A 25,915-nucleotide genomic window follows, 5' to 3' on the forward strand; every position below is an offset into this window, starting at 1 on the left:
GTCTACAGCAGACATTAATATCTCTTTTACTTTATCGTCTTCTCTTTTAAAGACAATTGCTTTAGTATAAAACCAGATATTTTTTCCATTAGGAAGAATAACTTTATACTCCAATGGTGGTAAACTATCTTCAGTTGCATAAGGATATGCTAAAAGCCGATTTTGCAATTTTTCTTTATCTTCAGGGGCAACAATATTTTCGATTACGTTGGTAAATTTTGAATTATAAATATCCTCAGATGCAAACTGAAAAAGCTCTCTTGCGTTCTGATTAGCATATACCAGTCTACCTTCTTCCACATCAAATATGCCTATGTATATTGGCAAATTTTCAAATATCCTTTTGAGCAGTCTTTCTTCTTTTTTTATTTTCCCTTCTATGTTTCTTACCTGAGTAACATCCTGAACTAATCTCCTTATGCCGATTACTTTTCCTTCTTTATCTTCCAAGGGGAAGTCTTTAGAATAAATAGTATGAATCTCCTGATCATTTCTTTTTATTTTAAACTCATGCAAGTTTGGCTTTCCATCTTTAAATTTCTGGGTAAGTGTTTCAGAGAAGGGATCAAAACCATTTTCATAAATGGTCATATTTTTCAGATGATCAAAAGAAAGTTTTGTATGATGTGTTATTCCGAAAATTTCATAAAATTCATTTGAACATTTAATTGTGCCAGTGTTATAGTTGAATTCGCAGTGAGCAAGGTGAGCCAATGATTCTGTGTTATCAAATAATAGTTGACATTCATTCAGGGCCTTTTTATGGAATTCTTCCATGCTCGCAATAGCGTACATTTCCTGATTATGGAAAAATTTCTCAATATCTTTCACAATTCTTATGATTTCTTCAGCATCTTTGGTGTAGCTATTCAGGAAATTCAGCAATATGAATTTCCTGTTATGAAAAATGGACTGTATATCTTCAATGCCTGATTGAAAAGTAAGTTTACCAGATTTCAGTTCGGAAAAAAGGGTTTCAATTTCATCGATTACCTGATTTTTCATCAATACAATCAGGAATTTTTCAACCTCATTTTTTAGTAATTCTTTAGATTCGGTTTTATCAGGAAAAATGGAGAAGCTTATAAAATTATTTCCTTCGTATAATCTCTTTAAACATAATTCAACAACATCATTCAAATGATTATGGTATAAATATGATAAATAATTATTCATTACATTTTACCCTTTAAAGGTTTAAATACCTGATAGATAGGTTTAAGTCTATAAGTCTTTATAAGGCATTTACTAAAGAATTGTTTGTGAAAATTGGATGAATAAATATGGTGAGGGATGTAGTTCTCCTTATTTTTAAACTAGCCTTCATAGGCATTGGTAAAATTTCTACAAATGGAGTAACAATTAACTTTAACAATAACGAATGCCACGGAAGGGGGGAATAAGAAAATTTCAAATGTGGTGCTTTATTCGCCGCACTTTTTATTTATTTTCATAAGGAATATGAGGGAGGCTTGATCAATTGGGAAGCACTCTAAAATCTGCCACTCATCAACCAATAGTTAATTTTAATTTGATATGAAACCATTCAACAATGAAATAAATTTTGAGATCAAGGAAGAATTGCCTTCTATAATTAAAACAATACAAAATACTGACAAAACACTCTTAGTTGAAATTCATAATAATAGTTTTGAAGCGGTTGAGAAATCAGGTTATTTTAAGATATCCCAAATTAAAGATTATAAATTCATAGGAAATCTTTCAACTGTTTCATCTACATCAACAGCTTTACGGATGAATATTAAATTGAGTAAAATTGGCAAAATAAATTTATTCATTGTAGGATTCTTTATTTTGTATGCGCTATTTGTGTCATTTTTTTTCATTATTCACAGGAGATTTGAAAGTCTTTCTGATTATGTTTCTTTTATCATTTGTAGGTGGATGGTATTTGTACTTTCGAATAAACAAAGGGGCAATAAGTGCTTCAATCTTACTTTTGCAAAGACTGAATTTGTCAATTGAAAAAATCGAAGTTAAAGACCAAATCTGACTTAAGTTTATCTAACTTAAGCCCGCAACTAATGCAGAAAAATACAGAACATGGAGCATACAAATGAAGAAAACAATGATCGGAATTTAACCCTAAGAATCTGGACTAAAATTTCTGATGAAACAGGTATAAGAGTTGAAATGGTTGGTCATATTCATCATTCTATTACCCGAAAAAGAAAAAATGAAATCCATATTGATTCAAGGAATGCGACTCATTTTATCATTCAGGATTTAATTGATAACGACAATGGATCAATACAAGAGATCCTAGAATATAATGGGATAAAATCCAGTGAGGATTTTGGCACTGTTGTAAAAAGACTATGTGAGGAAGGAGTGATTATAAAGGAAGAAAATGACAATTATGAGGATTTCAAAGGACATTTCACAACCATATCAATTGATGATTTTATCAAACATAATAACCTTAAAAAAGAACGTAATTGGTTCACAACAATAAGCTATTCTTTGTATGTAATTGGATTTGTAATTGTCCTTTCATCATATGTAGATATTATTCCCAATGAAATTGGCTGGCTGGGTTGGGGGTTAGGAATGCTTGGCTGGTTATTGCTTAGTTACAAAAGTCAGATAACTGTTAGGCTGAGCAAAGTGTTAAATATGAATAAGATCTGATATATTTTTTCAAAATGAATTATTATGAAGACATGAGAAAGTTATGAGGATATCAAAAATTTTTAATCTAACCATTTTAATATACATATTTATTGTCTTAATTTTTTCTTGGACAGGATTTATTGCATACGGACATGGACTCGGAGATATCATTTATGCAGGAGAACTAATTGGGATAGTAATAATCCATGCAATAGTTACTTGGTTAACAACCAAATCAAAATCAATATTGGTAAAACAAATCTTATTTTGGATAACGGGAATTATCTTTCTGATAATAGCAATTTATTATACATATGAGTTTACCATTGGACGGGGAGGGGAATATTCTTGGAACGGAAATCCATTTTACGGAAGATTCGTTTTGAATTGACTAACAAAAAAAAAAAATTATTGATCAAAAGAATCAGCTAGAGAGGATCAAGAGGAGAGTCGAAGTTATAATTACATCAGTGCCAATCAAGACTAAAGCTCTTTAGCCTTCAGACCTTTAAACAGCAGCCTGACTTTAGCTAATTTATTCAAATTGAATTTATAGGGAGCGAAAAGATAGATTGAAATAACAAGAATCAAGTAATCCACGTATATCTTCCCTGATTATTTGATTCTTTTATTGTTTTTAATCAATCTAAATGACCTATGAAAAAATCATTTACACTACTTAGTACATTCCTTATTTATCTAATAACTATCTCCTCATCTAACAAAGTATTAGGCCAAGATGGAACAATAGATGAATCTTTTGTTGCAAGTAGATTCAATTCACATGTAAGAGTTATCAAAGTATTATCTGATAAGAAGATAATTGTTGCAGGGGAGTTTACAAGCTATAATGGAACAACTGTAAACAGAATAGCAAGACTAAACGAGGACGGCTCCTTGGATGAAACCTTTAACCCAGGTGGCACAGGAGCAAATAGCACCATTCACGCGGTTGAAATACAAAAAGATGGCAAAATTTTAATAGGCGGTTCCTTCTTTACTTATAATGGCGAAGGAGTAAACAGGCTTGCAAGATTAAATGCTGACGGAACATATGACAACTCATTCAATATTGGAGGTGGATTCAATAATACCATTTATGCTATTGCCATTCAGGAGGATACAAAGATTGTTGTAGGAGGAGCTTTTACTGTCTTTAACAACGGCAGTATTAATAGAATAGCAAGGCTTACAGCAACAGGATCCAAAGATGATACCTTTGTTGTGACAACTGCATTGAATGGTGAACCTAGATCTATAATTATCCAACCAGATCAAAAGATATTAGCCTCCGGACTTTTTTCTACTTATAACGGTGCAGCTGCTCAAGGTGTTGTCAGAATCAATGTTGATGGATCGAAAGACAATTCATTAAACAGCAGCACAGGTGCTAGTTCTGAAGTTTGGACTATGGCACTTCAATCTGATGGGAAAATTATCTTAGGAGGTTCATTTACAAAATATAAGGGGATAACTAAGAACTATTTAGTAAGAATAAATAGCGATGGAGCCATTGATAATACTTTTGCGATGGGATCTGGAGCTGATGTAGATATTCACGCTGTGACTGTACAGAATGATGGGAAAATAATTATCGGAGGAGAATTTAATACCTTCAATGGGAATTTAGAAAAATACTTAAGCAGATTAAATGCAGATGGCACCGATGATCCTACCTTTAACATTGAAGTCGGTCCCAATTTACCTGTATTTGCTGTTACATTGGATGCTGATAATAAAATTTTAATTGGAGGGTATTTTTTACTTTACAGTGATATGGAACATCCTCATTTGGCTCGTTTAAATGGCTCTTCGTCACCTGTCGCCAGTGTCTCATATACAGACTTTAATAAAGAATTTAAATTATTTCCTAACCCTGCTTTGTCTAATATAACTATAGAATTACCTGAGTTTGATGATTTGACAGAGTTAAAATTATTCTCAATATCAGGAACATTAAGAAAGAGCATTGTTTTAACAAATAGGATGTCCCGGGTTGATATTATCGATCTTCAAGAAGGTATTTATTTTTATGAAGTTTGGCAACATGAAACAAAGAGGATCGAGGGTAAGCTTATTATTAATTAAAAAAAATAAAGTCTATTTATTATATCTTGCATGCAATAGCCGTAAACAAACAACAAAGCCTGTACAATTTGTACAGGCTTTGTTTTAACTAAACTATATGGAATTGATTGAAATCTTTAGGATGAATCCTTAGTGTTTATTTTACATCAAAACGATCCAGGTTCATTACTTTAGTCCATGCAGCTACAAAGTCTTTTACAAACTTCTCTTTAGCATCTGCGCTACCATACACTTCAGCCAATGCTCTTAATTCAGAGTTTGAACCAAATATAAGGTCTGCACGGGTAGCTGTCCATTTTACTTTTCCGGTTGCTCTGTCACGTACTTCAAATTCTTCCTTGGTATCGGAAGTGGCTTTCCACTCATTATTCATATCTAACAGATTCACAAAAAAATCGTTCGTTAATACTCCTGGCTGAGCTGTGAATATACCGTGTTTAGAGTGATTATAGTTGGCATTCAACGCACGCATACCACCAACCAATACAGTCATTTCCGGAGCTGTGAGAGTTAGCAATTGTGCTTTATCAACCAATAATTCTTCTGTAGATAAAGTATATTTCGTTTTGTAATAATTTCGGAAGCCGTCGGCCATTGGTTCAAGTACTGCTATAGAGTTAGGATCCGTCTGTTCTTGAGTAGCATCCATACGACCAGGCATAAACGAAACCTTGGTAGGATAACCAGCTTTTTTAGCGGCATCTTCTATTGCTACAGACCCACCTAATACAATCAGGTCAGCCATAGAGATTTGTCTGTTTGCTGATTTCGCATTGAAGTTCTTCTGAATCTCTTCAAACTTTGTCAATACCTTATTAAGTTGTTGAGGATTATTAGCTTCCCAGCTTCTTTGAGGTGCAAGACGTATACGAGCTCCATTAGCTCCACCTTTTCTATCAGAATTACGGTAAGTAGAAGCAGAAGCCCATGCTGTAGAAACCAGTTCCTCTGTAGTTAGACCAGATTTAAGAATGGCAGCTTTTAATTCTGCAATATCTTTTTCATTCACCACCTTGTGATCAGACACGGGAATAGGATCTTGCCATAAGAATTCGTCTTTAGGAATTTCAGGTCCTAGGTAAGTTGACTTAGGCCCCATATCCCTGTGTGTTAATTTGAACCAAGCACGAGCAAATGCAGCATCAAATTGTTCCGGATGATCTAAGAAGTTCTTAGAGATTTTTCCATAAATAGAATCGAATCGTAATGAGAGGTCAGTAGTAAGCATCGTTGGCTTATGAGTCTTATTTTTATCAAAAGCATCCGGCACCATTACTTTTGGATTCTTAGCAACCCATTGGTGTGCTCCTCCTGGGCTTTTAGTTAACTCCCATTCATTTTCAAATAAGCTTTTGAAAAATCCATGACTCCATTTGGTAGGTGTGGTAGTCCATGTTACTTCCAGTCCGGATGTAATAGCGTCTTTTCCTTTTCCTGTTCCATGTTTACTTTTCCATCCAAGACCTTGTTCTTCGATACTTGCTGCTTCCGGTTCAGGGCCCAGATTAGAGCCGTTAGCTGCGCCGTGTGTTTTACCAAGTGTATGTCCTCCTGCTATAAGCGCTACAGTTTCTTCGTCGTTCATACCCATACGGCCAAAGGTTTCACGTATATCTTTTGCTGCAGCTACAGGATCAGGATTTCCGTTAGGACCTTCAGGGTTTACATATATAAGTCCCATCTGAACTGCAGCAAGTGGTTTTTCTAGTTTACGGCCTTCACTATAACGTTTGTCTTCTAACATTTTTCCTTCCGAACCCCAGTATACATTGCTAGCAGGCTCCCATACATCTTCTCTTCCTCCACCAAAGCCGATAGTCTTAAAGCCCATCGATTCTAGGGAAACATTCCCAGTTAGGATCATTAAATCTGCCCAGGAGATTTTATTTCCATACTTCTGTTTGATAGGCCATAATAATCTTCTTGCTTTATCAAGGTTGGCATTGTCAGGCCAGCTATTAAGCGGAGCAAATCTCTGTTGACCTTCACGTGTTCCACCACGACCATCACCAGTACGATAAGTACCTGCACTATGCCATGCCATACGAATGAATAAAGGTCCATAATTTCCATAATCTGCTGGCCACCAGTCTTGTGATTTTGTCAGCACTTCACGAATGTCTTTTTTTAACGCTGCATAATCCAAGCTGTTGAATGCTTCTTTATAGTTGAAATCTTCACCCATTGGGTTAGACTTTGTGGAATGTTGTCTAAGTACAGTTAAATCCAATTGGTTGGGCCACCAATCTCTGTTAGTTTTACCATTGCTGCCAACATTGAGGCCACCAGACTTGCCTTTACTACCGAAATGGAATGGACATCCGCCTTTTTCGGAACTACCCTCATTGTTTACTTCTGTCTCTTTCTGCTGACACCCTGCAAAGAGCACGACCAGACTGGCGACTAAAAACGTTTTTTTCATGATTATAAAATTTTACTCCGTAAATAATACTTTACAAACTTATCAGAAAGTATTTATAGAGTAAAATTATATTTATTTATGATTATATAGATAAAATCTATAATTAGAAAAGGGTTAAAATGTATAATATAGGTGTGAAGAGATAGAACTTTGTTCAATATTGTTTTTTTTTTAGTTATTACTAGCGGTGATAAATTCACGCAGAGGCGTTTTACCATTCCACTTTTTTATATAATTTTATAAGTAGTGCTAGAACTGCAGCAATGAATAGAAAATGCTATAAATCAAACCGAAGTAATCAACCTTTGGACAAGATAATAATTTATGAAAATTGGATAGATCTGTTTTTTCTAGTGATAAATTGGGGTTTTGTTATTGGTAGTATTTTGGTTGGTTATATCTGGGGATTAATTTTTTTCGGGCTTTGTGCTGTTATGACCACGTATCCACTTATTGATCCAAGAAAGAAGGTAATTTTTGTCGGGACAAAAGAGTATAAGGCACAAATTGCCAAAGAATTTAATGACAGACTAATTGACAATGGAATTTTTCAATACACTGAAAACGGCTTTATCATTTCATTTCCAGAAACAATAGAAGTGAATTGGAATCAGATTCAATCTATATTTGGCTACAAGGTGGATTTAATGATGACAGACCTAATTTGCATTGATGTATTTTGCGACAATAATATTTCATTTAGTTTGACAGAAGAAACCGCTGGTTGGTTCGTGTTCATTGACTTTTTAAAGGAACAGTTTCCTACTATAGAAGGACATTGGAACATAAATATTTCTCAAACGGCATTTGCTACTAATCTGACATTAGTGTATGATCGAGAGAATCGGTCACATGAGCAAGCTGTTCTATTTTTTTATAATGACAGAAAGAAAATAATTAAGATGTGGCAGACATTAACAAACCATACAACTCATGTATATTTTTATGATGATTCAATAACTGCTAACTATGACCTAATATGTACTAACTTAAAACTTCTACACAATCCTATTTATAATTTAAAGTCTCCTTCAAGAGTTGTAATCGCTTGTCCATAAATTATAACTTTACCTTCTTTCAAAAGTATTTCCATTTCACCTGTTCTTTCAGAAGCCTGAAAAGCATTCATCTTTTGTTTTCCGATTTTGTTCGCCCAATACGGAGTAAGGAAAGTCTGTACTGCTCCTGTAACGGGATCTTCATTACTTCCTGCCCAGGGCCAGAAATAACGATACTGGAAATCATAATTTACAACTTGAGATTTAGGAGTAACACATATGCCGTTTATGTTTTCATACGACTTTACTAAAGTTGGGTAATCAGGTGTTAAATGACTTAATTCTTCGCTGCTACTTATTTCAACTAACACCATTTTTGTTTCTTCACAAAATTTTGATTCTTCCCATTTTTTGATCCCAAGTGCATCGGCTACTTCATGAGGCAAGTTAAATTCAATGAGGTTGTATTGAGGAAATTCCATTACAATCTTATTGTGTTCTTTATTGATGATGAGTTCTGTTCCATTGATATTAATAAATACAATTTTTGATAATTCACTATCATCAAAGATGATTTTAGAAGAAGCCAATGTTGCATGACCACAAAGAGGAATTTCCCGTTTAGGAGTAAAAAAACGAATTTTGAATATACCTTGTATTTGCTTTTCAACAAACGCAGTTTCAGAATATCCAATTTCAGCTGCAATGTTTTGCATTGTCTGGTTATCTAATGTGTTTTCTACTATGCAAACAGCTGCAGGATTTCCTCTATATTTTTGGTCAGTGAAGGAATCAACAAAGTATGTTTTCATTTTATATGTTAATTGAAAGTTTGTAATTCTTTTAAAGAATATTAGAGAAAGCAGCAACAAAATACTAAACTCATTCTATATTATCAAGTGATTCGCAATAGTTAAGGGATGAGCAGTGATAAGCTCATAGCACATTATTAACTTCTTGTAGAAACAGTTTAAAACGCTACCAGCTTGGCTTTGGCAAATTACCTGCAGGTGTTTATCTTATAAAGTCTTTGAATAAAATAATTGGCACACTAAAAAAATGTTAAGACGTATTAAAATCCCTTAGACTAACTTTAAATATGATTTTCCTTTTTAAGGTGAGTATTTGAAAAAGCCTCTTTTCCTTGAATTAGTTTAGCCACTTCGTTTGAAGTGTTTTTTTTATATATGTCATGATGACAAATTAAACGTGTACCTAAATGTGAAGAGTGGATAATTGTATCAAATAGGAATCCAGATTTGAACAATGGAAATCATTATGTGTTATGCTCGTTCAAATTTAGATCCAATGTTAAAAAAAACAAAGTATATTTCCCTTATTATTCTTATAGTTATATCAGCCTGTGGCGGTAAAAATACTGAACCATATGTAAAAGAACCAGGAGTTGAAGATTCAATTAAAAAGGATGTACTTAAAACAGGTACGAAAGTAATGCAAAATAAGGCTCCGATTAATGCAATAAATGTTTATATGGATGGATTTCATTTCTACAACGGTAACATGAAGGGACAAATGGAAGCTCATCATTATTGTACTGTACTTAATGAAGATATTACTCAATGCATTATTTATGACGGGAATGTAAAAGATGCTCATATCATGGGAGTGGAATATATTGTCTCTGAGAAAATATTTAAAAGTTTACCTGATGATGAAAAGAAGCTTTGGCACAGCCATAATCATGAAGTTAAGTCGGGTACGCTTATAGCTCCGGGAATACCTCAGCTGGCGGAACATGAGTTTATGGAGAAACTTGTATCAACTTATGGAAAAACCTGGCATACGTGGCACACAGATCAGGATAAGGAACTACCTTTTGGATCACCACAATTGATGATGGGCTTTACTAAAGATGGACAACTTGAAGATTCACTTATTGCAAGGAGGGATAAAAATTTTGAGATCTCTACTGAAGAAATAAGAAAGAGCAGAGAAGACATTCCCGATCATAAGGTTCATTCAGGAGCTGATTCATGGCAAAACGGGCATGTATTACAACTTCCTTCCTTAACAAAGCATGAGCACAAGCACTGATTTAACAAAAAAAGGACTAATAAATATTTATATTTAAAAACTATTCCGAGGGCCTTAATTTTTCTCAAATTAGAATCCCCTTTTCTCTATCTATGGTTAAGCTTTCTGTAATCACAAATATATTATCCGGCCCTGGTATTATTGTAAGTATTATGGAAGCTCCTAAAATGAAATTATTAATTCGATATTCATTTATTTATTTATTATAACTATACAACCATTTTACTGTGAATTAATTACCAAAGAGGGGGTGATTATCAAAATAGGGGCATTAATAAAACAAAGTCAGAATATTATTTCCCAGGCATATTATCTACTTAATTCTCATTGAGATAATGATCTTTCATTTTATTTTTTAATTCTGTGTGACTTTTTACAAAGTCGTTTGTACACTATATGTATAGATAATGAAAATATCATTTATATAAAATAAATATACATCGCATAGTTTTCTCATTTTAGTATTGCGGTTCTTTTTATATTAAATGATAAACTAAAAATCTATTAAACACATTACTCTGACAGTTTAAAGAGATTACTTGCAAGGCTTCTCTTCAAGGGCAATATTATAATAATTGTAAACATTACAAGGATAATAGAAAGATTAATGTGATTATGGTTCAAATGAATTATAAGAATATTAAATTTTTTTATTTTATTTTTTTAATTCCGGTGTGACTTTTTACATAGTCTGTTGTACATAGGAAAAAGATGGATGGATTGATTATTTACACCACTAAGTAATTTGCTGTATGATATTTAATAATATGTGCTAATCTATTAGCATAGTCTTATTCTTTATCTATTGAAGATTCTGAACATACTCATTCTTCCCATGACAACTACTATACTTTAGATTAACAAAGCAATCTATTTAACCTAAATTGAATAAACTTATGAGAAAACTATTAAGGACTTTTTTTTTGATTATATCGCCATGCTTGGCCATGGCACAGGGTTTTACAACGGATAACGTTAATGGAAATTTGATAGATGCTTGCGGAAATAATTTTGTTATGAAAGGTATGAACGTTCCTCTTGCATGGTATGTCAATGATGTGAATGGAAGCATTACGGCACTAAAGAATAATACCAAATCCAATTGTCTACGCATTGTGGTACAAACCAATACTTCTGATAATGCATGGCAAACGACAGTCGTGAACTGCATAAAGAATAAAATTATTCCTATGGTTGAGCTTCATGACGTCACGGGAAGCACCGATCCTGGCGCTCTAAAGACAATGGGAGATTTCTGGGCCAGCAAAGCTTCATTCTTTAACAATACTAATTTTAACGGTGTGAATATCAAGAAGCATATACTGATTAACCTTGCAAATGAATGGGGGACCTGGCAAACGGCAAGCAATAAGAATACGGTTTGGAGAGATGCGGTAATTAACGCAATTAAACCTATGAGAAATGCCGGGATTACCAGTACAATTGTAATAGACGCCGTTGGGTATGGACAAGACATTGACGATGCCTATAACGTCAGAACTTATGCAAAGGACATTCAACGAGCGGATAATGGATATCTAGGAGGTCCTAGCAACAGCACTCAAAAAGCAAACCTATTATTTTCAATACATATGTATTGTGAATGGAAAAAAGGAGGGGATAACATTGGGGTTATTAACACAATAAAAAGTTCTGGTGTACCAATCATAGTGGGAGAGTTTGGTTATCAACATGCTACAGATGGCTCCTGCGACATTGATGAACAAGCCATTATCAATACTTGTCAGTCTGGTGGAATAGGCTGGCTTGCTTGGTCACAAAAGGGGAATGGTGGTGGAGTAGAGTTCCTGGATTTGTGCAATGATTGGGCTTGTACAAATTTATCTGCTTGGGGTAACACAGTTATCAACGGAACGAATGGTACTAAGACTGCTGTTGAGTGTTCTGTTTTTACAAATCCAAACTGTACAAGTGCATGTACTACTCCGGCACCGGTTGTAACTGCTACCAGAACATACTGTCAGAATGCTACAGCAACAGCTCTTAGTGCAACAGGAACAGATTTAAAATGGTATACTGTTGCTGCTACTGGATCTGCCAGTACTACTGCTCCAGTTCCCAATACTGCTATAGTTGGCTCATCAACTTATTATGTTTCACAAACTCTGAACGGATGTGAAGGACCAAGAGCTGGTATCTCTGTCAATGTTAATGCTCTTCCAGTTATAGAATCTTATATGTCTTTAAATGGTGGATCTTGGGGAGCACAAGGTTCAGCTACTTTATGTGAAGGTGGAAGTCTGGCAATCGGGCCTCATCCTTATGATGTTTCTACAGGATGGTCATGGTCGGGGCCTGGAAATTTTACATCTTCTTTTCGTGAAATTTCATTTGCAGATATAAAGCCCGCTCAATCCGGGACGTATAAGGTGAGCTATACGGATGCCAATAGTTGTAGTAATAGTCTTACGATACCTGTAACTGTCCAGGCAAAACCTGCCATAACATTTACTTCTCCTTCTGATAATTCCGTGATTACATCCAATCCTGCTTCCATTGTAATAGAAGTTTCGGTAATTGGAAATAATATCAGTAATGTACAGTTTATGAATGGAGCAGAATTACTAGGGCAGGATGTCACAGTTCCTTATAGTTTCAGCTGGAATAATATAGATAATGGTTCTTATTCCATTGTTGCAAAAGCGAATGATGCAAGCAATTGCAGCAATTCTGAATCTATCAATGTGACAGTAAACAACGTAATAACTTCATTGGATGGAACTAAAGACAGTGATAAAACAAATTGTTATCCCAATCCATTCCATCATCAGTTGATCATTAGTTCTGAAACTGAACTTGAATTTACTATTATGGATCTTGCAGGAAACATACATGAAAAAGGTATGACTAGAAAGGAAATTCAAGTAGGTGAGTCATTACCTGCAGGGATGTATATACTTAAATTAAAAGATCATTCAAATGAAAGGATTTTAAAGATAATCAAAGAATAAAATTCCTTCTTAAAATCCAATGGACTTATAAAAATATACAGGCATTACAATCATATCATCTTATTATTTTAAAGTCCTTCTTCTGGTGAAGAAGGATTTTTTTTGAAATCAGGATTATAACATGAATACAGTTAAATAACTTCGATCTTTTTTAAATTTATTTGCCTTCAGGTATTAAAGAAATTAAGCATATACTTCAGATTGTTTTCAGAATGCAATGCTTCATTCATCTCTAAGGCATCTTCGGTTGATGCTGATGTTCGGTATAACATTTTCTTCTCATATGAAGCAATGACTTCCTGCGGTATTTTACATTAAAAGTGTTTGATAAATAACATTGGATACCGTAATTAGATAAACCTATATAATTCTCCAAAATCCGTTATAGTAGTAAGATCATTTCTATTATGGTTCAGGTTTATTTTATTATACAGGACTGTATCTATGCCTAATTCAATGGCGGCTTGTATTTCAGAATGAAGATCATCCCCGACAACTAATACCTCCTCAGAATGATAATTATTGCGTATAAGAATATCTTTAAAAATATCTTTTTTGGTTTGCGTTGAGATTTTTGGGTCAACAATATGGATTTCTTCAAAATCCTCTTCGATATCTAGTTGCTTCACTTTGCTTTGCTGAAGCTTTGTAAAGCCGGTTGTTACCAGGTATTTTTTAACAGCCATATTCTTTACTTTAATATAGTCTTCAAATGGCTTTATTTCTTTATCATATGTAAGATCTTCCAGCAAGGCCATACCCTTATTCGTAAGCGTTTCACTGAAATTAAAGTCACTGGCAACTTTTTGAAATGGCTTTCTCATAATTGCATTCTTGATCATTGTGATATCTTCATGCTCGCCACTTTCCTCGATTAGCAGGAATAAATTTTTGAATACTTCTTCGCCAATAGAGCTCGCCGGATATATAGTATTATCTAAGTCTAATATGATTGCTTTTTTTGTCGCCATTACTTTTGCAGATTCAATAATTTAATAGTAACAACTCAAAGGTAAATAAAGGTTTAAATTCTCGAATAATATTACTCCTTTGAATGGTGCAAATAATTAGCCACAAGCTTGAGTAACAGTAACTCTTAAAGGAAAGCTCTTGCAATAAAAATAGTGGATAATAGACTCTAAATTATTCTTTTCCTGCAAAAGTACTTATAATGTTATCAGCTATGTCAGAATTTGATGATTCAACTAGATACATAATTGAGCCATTGTATCCCCATCGGGTTGTATTTTTTATAGAGTTAGCCCTTGCTATAAGATCAGCATCTTCATAAAATTCTGTAAAAATTATAGTGATAGTTAATGTTTTATTAGTATTAGTCATTTTTACAGCATCAATAATTCTTGTTGATTGTTTCATTGATTTCCAATCAAATGGAACCATTTCTAATTCTTCTTTTAGAGCATTTAAAAATGCTTCAGCTCTGACTTTGTCAGGATGGTTGATGTTCAATTTAATTTTCTTCATTCTATCGTCTGTTATTGGAAGGTTGAGTTAGTTGATTAAAAGTATCAACGTTTTACAGGGACAATAGGTTAAGAATTGGGTGATTTTTAGAGTTTATGTAAGTTTTTTATTTGGAATTTAATCAATAGAGCTATTTGAAATGTCTCTTAATCTTTCCATTTTACCTTCAATGAGTTGTTTTTCTGTTGATTTCTTTGTTAGCGCTAGTGCCTTCTGATAATTATCCTTTGCTTTACTATAGTCTATTCCTGTATATAATTCTCCCAATAATGAGTAATAGTAATGGTTATCAGTTAGCTGCAAATTTTCAGCTTCAATAATAGCCTCTTTTTTGCTGTTGGCTTTGGATAAGGCATATGTTCTGTTTAATGCGGCAATAGGAGAGTACTCTATCTGTAATAAGGCATTATACAGCTGCAATATATTTTCCCACTTTTCTTTTGTGTCTGCTTTGTGGGTATGCCAATAAGCGATGGCTGCTTCCACATGATACTTGGATAAAGTAGGTCCTTTGGCCGCATTTGTTAAAAAGTATTCTCCTTTGCGAATAAGCTCTGTATCCCATAATGTGACATCTTGCTCCTGATATAAAACAGGTTCGCCCTTTTCATTGATACGCGCTTCAAAACGTGATGCATGAAAACACATGAGCGAAAGTAAGGCATTGACGGATGGTTGATTAGTATCATTGTTTTCGATTAACATATAACACAAACGCATGGCTTCAAGGCACATGTCTTTTCGTAAAATAGAGTTCTGACTTTCGGAATAATAACCTTCATTAAATAAAAGATAAATAGTAGTTAACACAGTTTCTAACCGTTCATTAATATCACTAGCAACGGGAACTTCTATCTTAACTTTTTCTTCACGAAGTTTTTCTTTCGCTCGGAATAATCGCTTGTTGATGGTCTCTTTATTCGATAAAAATGCATCGGCTATTTCATCTATCCCAAATCCACAAAGTATTCGAAGAGATAATCCAATTTGTGCTTCCGTTGAAATAGAAGGATGACAGATTGCAAACATCATTTGCAATTGACTGTCAGTAATGTTCTCGGGTGATAGATCCAGTTCAGATTTTGTATCGGAAGATTTTAATATTTCTTTTGATATTTTATTCTCAAACAATGTATCTCTTTGCATGTAACTCTTCGCCTTATTTTTTGCCACAGAATACAGCCATGCTATTGGATTAGGAGGTATCTGACTTTGCCCCCATGATTCTGCAGCAGTCAAAAATGTATCACTTGCAATGTCTTCAGCAATCTCTATCTTATCAGCCCCAAAATGTTTGCAAAGTACCGAGACAATTTTACGGTATTCGGTTCTGAATAAGTGCGGAATAAGTTCTCTATTATTCATTGTATGTTGTTAATCAAAAGACACAGGTCATTGCTGTTAAAACTTTTTTTATAAATGCAACAACCTGTTAACTTTTGAAATCAGGTTTAATAATTAGCCAATAAGTGGCCTTACTTCTACATTGCCTCCCACTTGTAAAATAGGACAACCCTTTGCTATTTCCAAAGCTTCATCCATGTCTACAGCCTTGATAAACAACATGCCATTCAAGACTTCTTTTACTTCCACGTAAGGTCCGTTTGTTATTGTTTTATTAGGTCTTACCACTTTACCTTCAAAGTCCATGCGTTTACCTGTGCTTACTAGTTTATTTTGTGCGGCAATACCACCAATCCAATCTTGCCATTGTTTTGTCATAGCCTGCATTTGCTCAGGTGATGGTTGTATGGAATTTGCAGCTGCTTCTCTTCTGAATAATAATAGGAATTCTGTCATTTGATTATTGATTGAGTTGAATAATGATACAAAATAATTTTAATAGTTAAAATAAATGTTACCAGGCATGTGCCGGATCATAGTGGCCAGAAGGAACCGAAAAAGCGATGTTCACCCTATTGTATCCATTGATGGCAATTACTGCAGCTGTTAATTCAATGAGTTCATCTTCATTGAATTGAGTTAAAGCTTCTTCATAAACTTTATCTGGTACTTGTCCACCGTTAATTTTGGTTACTTCTTCCGCCCATGCCAAGGCTGCACGCTCGCGGGCAGAATAGATTGAAGTTTCTTTCCATGCATCAAGCATATACAAGCGCTGTTCTGTTTCACCTTTAAGTCGTAGATCTTTTGAATGCATATCCAGGCAAAATGCACATCCGTTAATTTGAGATACTCTGAAATAAATTAAGTTTAACAGCTTCTGTTCAACAGTCGCCTTTGAAAAGTACATTCCAAAGCTATTAAATGCTTTTAAGGCTGCGTGTCCTTTCTCGTGAGGATTAATTCTCTTTTTCATATGTTGCAGGGTTTTGTTTGTTGTTTAATCATTTACACTTCCATATCGAATGAGATGGACGGAATTGGACATTTCAAAAAAAAATATTTTTAAAAATAATTATTTACATGATTTTAAAAATTATCTGATTAGGGTTTAATGTGTTATCTATTTGATTTCTAGTTTGAATAGTTCAGCAGAATTAGAGATGTAGGAGATATAAATTTAGAATTGTAAATAAGATCGAAAGGAAACACTAATACTTCCTTCTATATAAAGGGAGAGTGGCTTCGAATTAGCGAAAGAAAATATTAACAACAGTCTGAACATTAGTTGTTTTGTAGTTTCGGAAATGATTTGTTTTAAGTTTAAAGTAGTACGAATTGAATTAATAACTAATCCTTCATAATCAGCCACTAAGATTGTCGTATTCACATTGCTAGACTAGGAACTATGTTATTGATATTTGTATCGTAACAAAACCAATTTTGAAGAAGTTATTCAAAGGCAAATTTTAAAATAGGTAAATAATATGAGGAAAATTATTGTCTCATCTATGATTTCATTAGATGGTGTGATGCAAGCACCTGGAGGACCGGAAGAAGATACATCAGGCGGTTTTAAATATGGAGGTTGGACGGCTCCTTTTGATGATGAAGTTTCTAATGAGGTTATAAAGAAGCAGATGGAACCTGCAGATCTTCTGCTGGGCAGAAAAACATTTGAAATTTGGGAAGCTTATTGGCCAGAACATGCAGAATATTGGCCAAGTATCAATGATGTCACAAAATATATTTTGAGTAATACCATAAAAAAGTCAGATTGGAAAAATTCTGTCTTTCTTACAAGCCTGGCTGATATTAAAAGGCTTAAAAATTCAAATGGTACCGCTATTCAGGTTTGGGGTAGTGCAGAACTTATTCAGCTTCTACTTAAAAATGATCTGGTGGATGAACTCTGGCTCAAAATTTATCCAGTGATTCTTGGAAGTGGGAAAAAGTTGTTTGATAATGGACCGATTCCTGCAGCGTTTGTATTAACTGAGTGTATTGCTACTCCAAGTGGTGTTATTATTGCCAATTATAAAAGGGCGGGCGAGGTTAAGACAGGGACCGTTGGGGCTTAAAAATGTTTAAGTTAATAAGTATTAAGTTATAAGAATTATTCAGCCTTCTGATTTTTTCAGAAGGCTCTTTTATGATTGTTTGTTTCTTTAGTTATTTTGGGATCAGGATTTTTTTTACGTCTATTGCATAGATATCATTGGTGTCGAATTTATCTATAGCTAATTTTAAAGAGGAAAGATCTTGCAATAGAATATTGGGCCCACGGTAAGTAAACTGCTCCCATTAATTTATTAACGCCAGGGGTTTGTATTAACTTCCTGTTTTACTGCATGTTTTAATACCCAGGTGATTTTTGAAAATTTTATATTTCAATCAGTCACTTTATCGCAAGATCTGCACATTCAATTAATCAAACCTATTTTATCTTTGTGTAAGAAATATATAATAGTATGATAAAGGAATTGCTAACATACATCAGCTTTCATCTGGAAGAAAAAATAACGCTTGAAGAACTTGCGAAGATAAGTGGCTATTCTCCTTTTCATCTTCATAAAATTTTAAAACAGGAACTACAAGATAGCATTGGAAATTATATTAAAAAGCAGCGCATGAGAAAAGCTGCTTATCTCATTGGTCTTACAACAACTCCAATAAGTGAAGTAAAGCATCTGGTAGGTTACGATAATGACTCTTCGTTTGCAAGAGCTTTTAAAGATGTCTATAATATAACGCCTACTGCATTCAGAGAAAATAACCAATTAAAAAAGAAGATAATTAATCTGAATGATGACTATGTATCTTTGAAATATAGTACCATTAAGTTTAAAGAGAGAGAAGCATTTATTTTCCCAAGCTATGGAAATTATTTTTCTAAAGATATATACCTTATCTGGAAAGATGTTGCACATTATTTACAAATCAATAACCTGAACCATGAAGAATTTGAGTACTATGCAATTTTGCATAACTGTCAACACTTTGATATGGAGACTCCATTGAGATATGATGCAGCACTTGTTCCAAAGAACAAAACCTTACTTAATACCAATCCTTTTTTAAAGATTATATTGCCATCTGAAAGATTTGCCGTATATCGCTTTTGTTCCAAAGTATCCGATTATCAACAGAACTCATTAGTAATAACCCGTCATTTGATCGAATCTTCAGGATTTGAGCATAGGGAAGGAGCAGCATATTTTCGTTTCCATCAATTTCCCGATTGGAAAGACCCGGATAACCTGTTATTGGATTGGTATCTGCCTATTAAATAATAAACCCAAATAAATATATGAAAAAAAGAGTAATCACAGGACTCACCATATTAGGTGGGGCAGGACTTCTATTTGCTTTTGGAGACCTATTAATTCCTCAGGAAAATGTAATTTTTGAAGCAGTGAGTCGACCAAAAGAATTTGCCAAACTGGTAACCTCTACGCCTTATCAATGGTGGGCCGCAAGAGGATTTGTTGGTATATTAATGGAAATGATCGGTACAATTACATTGTATCAATTACTATCAAAGACTAAAGTGGAAAGGTGGGCATTTGCTGGCTTGTTACTTTCTCTTACACATCAAATTCTAGGCTGTGGAGTATTTGCAGTTGTACAGTTTCTTTTTCCCGCAATTGGACAAGAGATATTGAATGGAAATTCTGCAATTGTTAAACATGCCTCCATTGATGGAAGCCTGGCAATTCTATTTGGTATTTCATTGATAAGTACCTTGGCAGGACTTGGTTTTATGGCTATTGCAATATTTAAAAGCAAGATATTGCCTAAATGGTCTGGATGGTTAGCTTTTCTGGGCTTTGCTTTAATACCTTTTCCTGGAGTAGCATTACAATTTATTGCGAATGTAATTTGGGGTGGAGCTTATTTCTGGATGGCATTCTATATCTATAAAGAATATAAAAATAATAGTATAAAGCTTGCTTTACAGTAGGATCTATGTTCAGCCAAAGCCGGAAAAGATCCCTTGGAATATTCCGAGGGACTTTTAAATTATTACGCAGAACTAGGTCAATATTTTTCCTATTAGTTAGGTAACGATACAATCCTATATTTTTGAAAAGTTAGTTGCCTACGAAGAATTTTTTTACACTGGTTCTATTCCTTTGGAAAACTTTTTTACACTTTTAGTTTTATAAAATAGTAGGAACAATACTATGTGATATGAAAAACAATCGGAATGAATATGCTGGCAATATTATTATTCGATTTTTAGTAGGTGCAATTTTTCTTTCTGAAGGAATTCAAAAATTTCTATATCCTGATACTTTGGGAGTCGGAAGGTTTATTAAGATTGGAATACCAGCTCCCGAGTTTTTGGCCCCTTTTGTAGGAATTACAGAAATAGTTTGTGGTTCATTAGTTTTATTAGGTCTACTTACTCGGTGGGCATCTATACCTCTCATTATCGATATCACAGTGGCTATAATAACTACAAAAGTTCCTATGTTGCGTGAAGAAGGTTTTTGGAAAATGGCTCATGAAGCTCGAACGGATTATGCAGTATTATTAGGGAGCATTTACCTATTGGTATATGGAGGAGGGAGATGGTCTTTGGATAAAGTGCTCAACAAGCAAGCTAAAGAAAGGTTTTAATTTGATATACATGAAAAAATAATAATTCGATAGTTATGAAAATACAAATGGATATTTTTAAAAATAATAATATTGCTCCAGATAGAAGGACTTTTTTAAGCACAGGAATATTATTCATGACTGCAACTGGAATTGGAGGGGGAAGTTTTCTTACTGGATGTGAAAATAAAGAAGAGAAAGAAGAGAAAGAAGAGAAAGAAGTTTCACCTCCTGAGGATCTTATGCAAGAGCATGGTATATTAAAGCGGATACTGCTTATTTACGATGCTTGCCAAATGCACTTGATGAATAAAAAAACTTTTCCCATGGAAGCTATATCAAGCTCTGCTGATATAATAAGAACTTTTATTGAAGATTATCATGAAAAACAAGAAGAAGATTATATTTTTCCTCGATTCAGGAAAGCAAACAAGTTGACCGATCTCGTGCAAGTTCTTTTGGAACAGCATAATGCTGGAAGAAAAGTAACTGATGAAATCCTACAAATCAGCAAAGCTACTAACAGGAGAGAAAAAGAGAATCAACGTTTGATAGAATTGTTGTCTATGTTTAATACCATGTATAATCCTCATGAAGCAAGAGAAGATACTGTTCTGTTTCCTGCTTTCAGGAAAATTGTTTCACAGCATGAATACGATTCATTGGGTGAGGAATTTGAGAAGAATGAGCATAAAAAGTTTGGAGAAGATGGATTTACCTCTATGGTAGACAAAGTCGCTAGTATTGAAAAGCAATTGGGGATTTATGAGTTGTCACAGTTCACACCAAAAATATAAATGTAGGAAGCTTAAAAGTATCAAGGAAACTTACTTTAATGGGCTAACAAATAACTCAGTACTTCTGACTAGTGCTTTTCTCTTTGGAATTATTTCTATGTAATATGCTTTACCCTATTAATGATCTTAATGCCATAGTTAATAGTCTGTAAATAATTTTATTATGTAGGGCGAAAGCCCAATCTATAATATCAGATTTATTTATCATACGAACCTTATTAATTCGTTCCTTATTCTTAAAACACTTTAATAATTAACAGGTTTTAAGCGTGAAAACATAAGATCAATGATTACGGACAATGTTAGAATTTTTTCTCTTAACACCGGAAAACAATATGCAGAAGAAGTTGCCAGAATTCTTGGAATGCATCTTGCATCACACGAAGAGAGGGAGTTTGAAGATGGTGAACATAAAATAAGGTCCTTAGAAAGTGTACGAGGAAAAGAAATATTCATTATCCAGTCTTTGTTTTCAGAAGACTCAATGAGTGTCAATGATAAATTGTGCAGGCTACTATTTCTGATAGGATCATTGAAAGATGCATGTGCTTTAAAAATAACTTTGGTAGTCCCATACCTCTGTTATGCAAGGAAAGACAGAAAGACCAAAGATTGGGATCCTGTTTCGACCAAATATCTTGCACAAATTATTGAAGCCGTAGGAACTGATCATGTGGTAACATTGGATGTACACAACCTTCAGTCATTCCAGAACTCTTTCCGTTGCTACACTGATCACCTTGAAGCCAGAACCTTATTCGCGGACTATTTTGCAACTCTGGCTGAAAATGAAGATATAGTTGTTATGTCTCCTGATGCAGGAGGAATGAAAAGAGCAGAAGAGTTCAGCGAAAGTCTGGGTAAAAGATTGCAAAAAGAATTTCCTGTCATCTTTATGGAAAAGAAAAGAAGTGAAGGTATAGTGAGTGGAAGCAGCCTAGTTGGTGATGTAAAGAACAAGACTGTAATTATCATCGATGACCTGATCAGCAGTGGTACTACTCTTTCACGAGCCGCTTCAGCATGTAAAGAATCTGGAGCTTTGAAAGTATATGCAGCAGCTACACATGGAGTATTTAGTGAAGAGGCAAACGTAAACTTTAAGTCAGATGCACTTGACAGAATTATAATTACCAATTCCATCCCGGATATAAGGATAAATGCAGAAGTCAAGGAAAAAAAGATGGTGATTCTCGATACAGTGTCTTTGGTCGCAGAATGTATTCGAAGGCTCCATACAAATGAATCTATAACAGAACTAATCAAGTAATTATAAGCTACTCAGAAACGTACATCTGAGCTCTCATAAGGTAATCCGTACCTTTAAGTTTCCATCTAAGAATGTCTTTTCTATGGTCATCCAAGATATGACGGAAAGAAGATAAAGCACGAAGTGTAGCACGTATACTTTTATAAAAAGGTTCTAATCCTTTATAATAATGATCCTTTGATTCATTCTCATAAATTTCCAATAATTTTTTCCCTAACCACTCATTTCCTAATAATTCACATTCAAGGGAAAAATAAGAAAGTTCTTCAACAGGGTCCTGTATTCTGAAATCAGAATTAAATTCAAGCGCATCAATTATTACTGGTTCATTCAGGAAACATATATGTTCTGGCTTGAGATCTCCATGAACCTCTATTATTCTGGATGCCCTTAATCTTAAATGTTGTTCATTCTTTTCAATAAAATTCAATTGAAGTGTTTTTATTTCGTTTAACACTTCATTTGATACTTCAAAAGATGGATGCTTCAGGCTTTCAAGGTTATCAGATAAGAAATCCGTCAATCGCTGTAAGTATTCATTCTCATACAACTCTTTCTTCTTCGTTTGCTTGTAAAAATCGGATAACTTTCTGCCTAGGGAGATTATTTCTTCATTGGTTATTTCTCCTTTCTGTAGTTTATAATCCAACATTGCTTCGTCAGGCAAACGTTTCATTTTAACGAACCATTCTATTACTATTCCCTTTCCATCAAGCTGCAATCCTATATCAGTCATTGACAATGGGACGACGCCAAGATATATATCAGGAGCGAGGGCTTTATTGACTGTGATTTCTTTATGACAATTATGCTGCCTTCTCTCAAGTGTAGATAAGTTGAGAAAAGGGTACAATACTGGCTTTTTCATTTTATATACAAAGTTGTCAGTGATGAAGACATAAGACATATGCGTTTCTTTCAACGTGACAATATTTGTATGTTCAGGAAAATTATTACAATCTGATAAAAACTCCACAATTTCATTTGTGGTTATGTCATGGCCTGTATTATTCATTTACCCATAGTTTTTCAGATAAATAAAAATTTCTGTTACTTGTTCTGAGTTTTTCCGACGAAATGCAAGCAAGAGTTTTTCCTGATTCATGAAGTAGATTCATGGCTTACTTCCATCCAGCTTTGATCTTCATGCTCCTGATAGTTTATTTGGAAGAAGGTGATTTTTGAAGGAATGAAATGACTTCATCATCGGTATTTTGATGAAAATCATCATAGACCTGACCTACTGCAGAGTAGGTGCGAGGCACCTCTAACACAATTACTTCATCTGCCAGCTCATCAATAAGTTCAGCGTAATTGCGACCAGATACAGGGGCGGCGACAATTAGTTCGGATACATCTTGTTTTCTGCACAATTGGAGAATCGGTGCGATTGTAGATCCTGTAGCTATGCCGTCATCCACAATAATGACTGTACGGTTTTTCATGTTTGGTAGAGGTTTTCCATTCCTGTATTCCAAAATCCTTCTTTTAATCTCTTGAAGCCGATCTTCGATTAAGGTTTTAATGGTTGATTCACCCAAACGTTTTCCCAGAGCAGAAACATATACGGACCCATCTTCCGCAACAGCTCCACAACCCAATTCTGGTTGACCTGGATAGGGAAGCTTTTTGGAAATTGCAACAGACAGTTCCCCGTTGATAATTTTAGCAACGTGGTAAGCTACTTCAACGCCCCCTCTGGGTATTGCCAATACTAATGCATTTTTGTTCTTAAATTTACCTGACAACCGCTGACCCAGCTGAATGCCTGCATCTTGCCTGTTAGCAAAATTACGTCCTGTATCGTTTCCGTACATATAATTTTATTTTTTGATTAATATCCAATGTTAGATTTCTTATTATCTATGCTGAATGGACCTGCCCCCCAATAACTAATAATTAAGGCTCCTCCAAGCATCGAAAAGTTTTTCATGAAATGCATCATTTTCATTTGTTGCATCAATGGGTCGGTAACTGCCCAAAACCTGTGCGTCATAAAAGTTGCAGGTAGAAGATACAGAACTATGAGCCATGCACCAATTTTTGTTTTATATCCAATAATGATACTTATTGCACCAAGAGATGCTATAATTCCGCTTAATGGTACAGCTATAGATGCCAAAGGAACACCTGCTGCAGACGCATTCTTTATCGTCTCAGGCGATAGGTTTCTGATTATGGCCATTAAATAAATTAAAGAGAAAAGAATCCTGCCAACTAATGGAATGTACTTCATAATTGTCCGATTTTGATCGTCAGATGCCTGTTATAAGTTTGCGAACTTAATTACCTGTAAAACCATGAACCTTTTGTTTAGTTACAATATTCTCAACTGCAGTGACAGGCCATAAATTTGTGATGGAAAATCGATGTTTACTGATCAATTGCAGATGCAAACTTTTTACATTCAATCAGTAGAAGAATTTAATTATTTTACTTTTTATTTCACATATTCCTTAAACCAGTTCCCTGCTAGTTCTGCAACTTCTTCCAGTTTTCCTGGTTCTTCAAAAAGATGTGTAGCTCCTTGAACAATTGCCATATTTTTTTTCTTTGCACCCAGATAAGCAAAGGCTTCATCGTTCAATTCAATAACAGCCTGATCATTTCCTCCAACAATAAACAACGTAGATGCTTTAACTTCTTCTAGATAAGAGAAAGCAAGATCAGGACGACCACCACGGGAGACAACAGATTTTATTTTATCACCCATCATTGCAGCCACACTCAAAGCGGATGCTGCACCCGTACTGGAACCAAACAATCCTATTGGAAAATCTTTTGTTCTTTCATTTTCTTTAATCCAGTTACAAATTTGAAAGAGCCTTTGTGTAAGGAGAGAAATATTGAATCTCGTGTTGTAATTTTGATCTTCTTCGTAGGTAAGCAGATCAAACAAAAATGTAGCTAACCCCTTTTCCTGTAAAACCTTAGCTACAAAATTATTCCTTGGGCTGAGTCTACTGCTACCACTGCCATGAGAAAATAATACAAGACCTGTAGCTTTCTCTGGAATAATAAGATTTCCTTTTAATTCAATCGAGTCTACTGGTACACTTACTTCTTTATCAAATGCAAGTTCGATCATATTATCAATTAGTATTTTAGATACTTGATTCCATATATCGCAAACTGTCAAGTTTTCCGGATGTTTTTGAAATAGAAGGAAGAGAAAAGCATATTGCTGAAAGTAAATTCAATAAATTTAGCTTTACTCCATACTGTCTTGTAAAAACAAAAATGTA

The 25,915-nt window shown here is 34.3% G+C and carries 25 protein-coding genes; 13 read left to right on the top strand and 12 right to left on the bottom strand.

Annotation, left to right across the window (positions count from 1 at the left end):
- A partial coding sequence (locus J7604_RS23915) for a PAS domain-containing protein (RefSeq protein WP_293902059.1) occupies positions 1 to 1,176 on the bottom strand: 1,176 nt, incomplete at its 3' end.
- A gap of 360 nt (positions 1,177 to 1,536) precedes the next feature.
- Between J7604_RS23915 and J7604_RS23920 the strand changes: the two genes are divergently transcribed.
- The 4 genes from J7604_RS23920 (at position 1,537) to J7604_RS23935 (ending at position 4,722) form a co-directional block, all read left to right on the top strand.
- On the top strand, positions 1,537 to 1,986 hold the full coding sequence (locus J7604_RS23920; RefSeq protein WP_293902062.1) for a hypothetical protein: 450 nt from the start codon (positions 1,537 to 1,539) through the stop codon (positions 1,984 to 1,986).
- A 78-nt stretch (positions 1,987 to 2,064) separates the two neighbouring features.
- Entirely contained in the window at positions 2,065 to 2,652 is a 588-nt protein-coding gene (locus tag J7604_RS23925) for a hypothetical protein (protein ID WP_293902065.1), read from the top strand.
- Between the two features lie 43 nt (positions 2,653 to 2,695).
- Positions 2,696 to 3,025 (top strand): hypothetical protein, encoded by a 330-nt coding sequence (locus tag J7604_RS23930; protein WP_293902068.1) that lies wholly within the window; start codon positions 2,696 to 2,698, stop codon positions 3,023 to 3,025.
- Positions 3,026 to 3,291: 266 nt separating this feature from the next.
- Complete coding sequence (locus J7604_RS23935; protein ID WP_293902071.1) at positions 3,292 to 4,722, top strand: T9SS type A sorting domain-containing protein; 1,431 nt, start codon at positions 3,292 to 3,294, stop codon at positions 4,720 to 4,722.
- Between the two features lie 136 nt (positions 4,723 to 4,858).
- Here J7604_RS23935 and katG read toward each other — a convergent pair whose 3' ends face one another.
- Entirely contained in the window at positions 4,859 to 7,144 is a 2,286-nt protein-coding gene (katG, locus tag J7604_RS23940) for a catalase/peroxidase HPI (protein WP_293902074.1), read from the bottom strand.
- Positions 7,145 to 7,449: 305 nt separating this feature from the next.
- On the opposite strand from katG, the gene J7604_RS23945 reads away from it, so the two are divergent.
- Positions 7,450 to 8,202, top strand: a complete 753-nt coding sequence (locus tag J7604_RS23945) for a hypothetical protein (RefSeq protein WP_293902077.1) — start codon at positions 7,450 to 7,452, stop codon at positions 8,200 to 8,202.
- On the opposite strand, the gene J7604_RS23950 is transcribed toward J7604_RS23945, so the two are convergent.
- The gene (locus J7604_RS23950) at positions 8,157 to 8,954 is read right to left on the bottom strand and encodes a PhzF family phenazine biosynthesis isomerase (RefSeq protein ID WP_293902080.1); all 798 of its coding nucleotides are present in this window, start codon (positions 8,952 to 8,954) and stop codon (positions 8,157 to 8,159) included. The genes J7604_RS23945 and J7604_RS23950 overlap by 46 nt on opposite strands.
- 496 nt (positions 8,955 to 9,450) lie before the next feature.
- On the opposite strand from J7604_RS23950, the gene J7604_RS23955 reads away from it, so the two are divergent.
- Both J7604_RS23955 and J7604_RS23960 read left to right on the top strand, forming a co-directional pair.
- Positions 9,451 to 10,197, top strand: coding sequence for an OBAP family protein (locus tag J7604_RS23955; protein ID WP_293902083.1), 747 nt, complete (start codon positions 9,451 to 9,453; stop codon positions 10,195 to 10,197).
- A gap of 896 nt (positions 10,198 to 11,093) precedes the next feature.
- Entirely contained in the window at positions 11,094 to 13,169 is a 2,076-nt protein-coding gene (locus tag J7604_RS23960; protein ID WP_293902086.1) for a cellulase family glycosylhydrolase, read from the top strand.
- 350 nt (positions 13,170 to 13,519) lie between these two features.
- On the opposite strand, the gene J7604_RS23965 is transcribed toward J7604_RS23960, so the two are convergent.
- The 5 genes from J7604_RS23965 to J7604_RS23985 all read right to left on the bottom strand — a co-directional run bounded on the left by J7604_RS23965 (position 13,520) and on the right by J7604_RS23985 (position 16,974).
- Positions 13,520 to 14,140 carry an HAD family hydrolase gene (locus J7604_RS23965; RefSeq protein WP_293902089.1) on the bottom strand — a complete coding sequence of 207 codons (621 nt, stop codon included), beginning with the start codon at positions 14,138 to 14,140 and terminating at the stop codon, positions 13,520 to 13,522.
- A gap of 172 nt (positions 14,141 to 14,312) precedes the next feature.
- Positions 14,313 to 14,654 carry a hypothetical protein gene (locus J7604_RS23970; RefSeq protein ID WP_293902090.1) on the bottom strand — a complete coding sequence of 114 codons (342 nt, stop codon included), beginning with the start codon at positions 14,652 to 14,654 and terminating at the stop codon, positions 14,313 to 14,315.
- Positions 14,655 to 14,771: 117 nt separating this feature from the next.
- Positions 14,772 to 16,019, bottom strand: coding sequence for a sigma-70 family RNA polymerase sigma factor (locus J7604_RS23975; RefSeq protein WP_293902092.1), 1,248 nt, complete (start codon positions 16,017 to 16,019; stop codon positions 14,772 to 14,774).
- A gap of 93 nt (positions 16,020 to 16,112) precedes the next feature.
- Positions 16,113 to 16,454, bottom strand: coding sequence for a YciI family protein (locus J7604_RS23980; protein ID WP_293902095.1), 342 nt, complete (start codon positions 16,452 to 16,454; stop codon positions 16,113 to 16,115).
- A gap of 58 nt (positions 16,455 to 16,512) precedes the next feature.
- Positions 16,513 to 16,974: a carboxymuconolactone decarboxylase family protein gene (locus tag J7604_RS23985; protein WP_293902098.1), complete on the bottom strand. Its 462-nt coding sequence runs from the start codon at positions 16,972 to 16,974 to the stop codon at positions 16,513 to 16,515.
- A gap of 511 nt (positions 16,975 to 17,485) precedes the next feature.
- Between J7604_RS23985 and J7604_RS23990 the strand changes: the two genes are divergently transcribed.
- The 6 genes from J7604_RS23990 to J7604_RS24015 all read left to right on the top strand — a co-directional run bounded on the left by J7604_RS23990 (position 17,486) and on the right by J7604_RS24015 (position 22,670).
- A complete protein-coding gene (locus tag J7604_RS23990; protein WP_293902101.1) occupies positions 17,486 to 18,079 on the top strand; it encodes a dihydrofolate reductase family protein in 594 nt (197 codons plus the stop codon).
- A 390-nt stretch (positions 18,080 to 18,469) separates the two neighbouring features.
- Positions 18,470 to 19,291 carry a GyrI-like domain-containing protein gene (locus J7604_RS23995; protein ID WP_293902104.1) on the top strand — a complete coding sequence of 274 codons (822 nt, stop codon included), beginning with the start codon at positions 18,470 to 18,472 and terminating at the stop codon, positions 19,289 to 19,291.
- Between the two features lie 17 nt (positions 19,292 to 19,308).
- Positions 19,309 to 19,962 carry a hypothetical protein gene (locus J7604_RS24000; protein ID WP_293902107.1) on the top strand — a complete coding sequence of 218 codons (654 nt, stop codon included), beginning with the start codon at positions 19,309 to 19,311 and terminating at the stop codon, positions 19,960 to 19,962.
- Between the two features lie 230 nt (positions 19,963 to 20,192).
- Positions 20,193 to 20,624: a DoxX family protein gene (locus tag J7604_RS24005; protein WP_293902110.1), complete on the top strand. Its 432-nt coding sequence runs from the start codon at positions 20,193 to 20,195 to the stop codon at positions 20,622 to 20,624.
- 35 nt (positions 20,625 to 20,659) lie between these two features.
- Positions 20,660 to 21,400 (top strand): hemerythrin domain-containing protein, encoded by a 741-nt coding sequence (locus J7604_RS24010; protein WP_293902113.1) that lies wholly within the window; start codon positions 20,660 to 20,662, stop codon positions 21,398 to 21,400.
- Positions 21,401 to 21,686: 286 nt separating this feature from the next.
- Positions 21,687 to 22,670 carry a ribose-phosphate pyrophosphokinase gene (locus J7604_RS24015; RefSeq protein WP_293902116.1) on the top strand — a complete coding sequence of 328 codons (984 nt, stop codon included), beginning with the start codon at positions 21,687 to 21,689 and terminating at the stop codon, positions 22,668 to 22,670.
- 7 nt (positions 22,671 to 22,677) lie between these two features.
- Here J7604_RS24015 and J7604_RS24020 read toward each other — a convergent pair whose 3' ends face one another.
- The 4 genes from J7604_RS24020 to J7604_RS24035 all read right to left on the bottom strand — a co-directional run bounded on the left by J7604_RS24020 (position 22,678) and on the right by J7604_RS24035 (position 25,758).
- Positions 22,678 to 23,685 carry a hypothetical protein gene (locus J7604_RS24020; protein WP_293902119.1) on the bottom strand — a complete coding sequence of 336 codons (1,008 nt, stop codon included), beginning with the start codon at positions 23,683 to 23,685 and terminating at the stop codon, positions 22,678 to 22,680.
- Between the two features lie 145 nt (positions 23,686 to 23,830).
- Positions 23,831 to 24,487, bottom strand: coding sequence for a phosphoribosyltransferase (locus J7604_RS24025; RefSeq protein ID WP_293902122.1), 657 nt, complete (start codon positions 24,485 to 24,487; stop codon positions 23,831 to 23,833).
- Between the two features lie 17 nt (positions 24,488 to 24,504).
- Complete coding sequence (locus tag J7604_RS24030) at positions 24,505 to 24,906, bottom strand: DoxX family protein (protein WP_293902125.1); 402 nt, start codon at positions 24,904 to 24,906, stop codon at positions 24,505 to 24,507.
- A 204-nt stretch (positions 24,907 to 25,110) separates the two neighbouring features.
- Complete coding sequence (locus tag J7604_RS24035; RefSeq protein WP_293902127.1) at positions 25,111 to 25,758, bottom strand: dienelactone hydrolase family protein; 648 nt, start codon at positions 25,756 to 25,758, stop codon at positions 25,111 to 25,113.
- Positions 25,759 to 25,915: the final 157 nt, after the last annotated feature.

The organism is Sporocytophaga sp. (assembly GCF_017745095.1).
GTDB lineage: Bacteria > Bacteroidota > Bacteroidia > Cytophagales > Cytophagaceae > Sporocytophaga.

Bases quoted from the DNA above. Each gene is read 5' to 3' on its own strand.
- J7604_RS23955 (WP_293902083.1), top strand. From the start codon at position 9,451: ATGTTAAAAAAAACAAAGTATATTTCCCTTATTATTCTTATAGTTATA.
- J7604_RS23935 (WP_293902071.1), top strand. From the start codon at position 3,292: ATGAAAAAATCATTTACACTACTTAGTACATTCCTTATTTATCTAATA.
- J7604_RS23980 (WP_293902095.1), bottom strand. From the start codon at position 16,454: ATGACAGAATTCCTATTATTATTCAGAAGAGAAGCAGCTGCAAATTCC.
- J7604_RS23965 (WP_293902089.1), bottom strand. From the start codon at position 14,140: ATGGCGACAAAAAAAGCAATCATATTAGACTTAGATAATACTATATAT.
- J7604_RS23970 (WP_293902090.1), bottom strand. From the start codon at position 14,654: ATGAAGAAAATTAAATTGAACATCAACCATCCTGACAAAGTCAGAGCT.
- J7604_RS24015 (WP_293902116.1), top strand. From the start codon at position 21,687: ATGATTACGGACAATGTTAGAATTTTTTCTCTTAACACCGGAAAACAA.
- J7604_RS24005 (WP_293902110.1), top strand. From the start codon at position 20,193: ATGAAAAACAATCGGAATGAATATGCTGGCAATATTATTATTCGATTT.
- J7604_RS24020 (WP_293902119.1), bottom strand. From the start codon at position 23,685: ATGAATAATACAGGCCATGACATAACCACAAATGAAATTGTGGAGTTT.
- J7604_RS23975 (WP_293902092.1), bottom strand. From the start codon at position 16,019: ATGAATAATAGAGAACTTATTCCGCACTTATTCAGAACCGAATACCGT.
- J7604_RS23985 (WP_293902098.1), bottom strand. From the start codon at position 16,974: ATGAAAAAGAGAATTAATCCTCACGAGAAAGGACACGCAGCCTTAAAA.
- J7604_RS24010 (WP_293902113.1), top strand. From the start codon at position 20,660: ATGAAAATACAAATGGATATTTTTAAAAATAATAATATTGCTCCAGAT.
- J7604_RS24035 (WP_293902127.1), bottom strand. From the start codon at position 25,758: ATGATCGAACTTGCATTTGATAAAGAAGTAAGTGTACCAGTAGACTCG.
- J7604_RS24030 (WP_293902125.1), bottom strand. From the start codon at position 24,906: ATGAAGTACATTCCATTAGTTGGCAGGATTCTTTTCTCTTTAATTTAT.
- J7604_RS24025 (WP_293902122.1), bottom strand. From the start codon at position 24,487: ATGTACGGAAACGATACAGGACGTAATTTTGCTAACAGGCAAGATGCA.
- J7604_RS23930 (WP_293902068.1), top strand. From the start codon at position 2,696: ATGAGGATATCAAAAATTTTTAATCTAACCATTTTAATATACATATTT.
- J7604_RS23925 (WP_293902065.1), top strand. From the start codon at position 2,065: ATGGAGCATACAAATGAAGAAAACAATGATCGGAATTTAACCCTAAGA.
- J7604_RS23990 (WP_293902101.1), top strand. From the start codon at position 17,486: ATGAGGAAAATTATTGTCTCATCTATGATTTCATTAGATGGTGTGATG.
- J7604_RS24000 (WP_293902107.1), top strand. From the start codon at position 19,309: ATGAAAAAAAGAGTAATCACAGGACTCACCATATTAGGTGGGGCAGGA.
- J7604_RS23995 (WP_293902104.1), top strand. From the start codon at position 18,470: ATGATAAAGGAATTGCTAACATACATCAGCTTTCATCTGGAAGAAAAA.
- katG (WP_293902074.1), bottom strand. From the start codon at position 7,144: ATGAAAAAAACGTTTTTAGTCGCCAGTCTGGTCGTGCTCTTTGCAGGG.
- J7604_RS23920 (WP_293902062.1), top strand. From the start codon at position 1,537: ATGAAACCATTCAACAATGAAATAAATTTTGAGATCAAGGAAGAATTG.
- J7604_RS23950 (WP_293902080.1), bottom strand. From the start codon at position 8,954: ATGAAAACATACTTTGTTGATTCCTTCACTGACCAAAAATATAGAGGA.
- J7604_RS23960 (WP_293902086.1), top strand. From the start codon at position 11,094: ATGAGAAAACTATTAAGGACTTTTTTTTTGATTATATCGCCATGCTTG.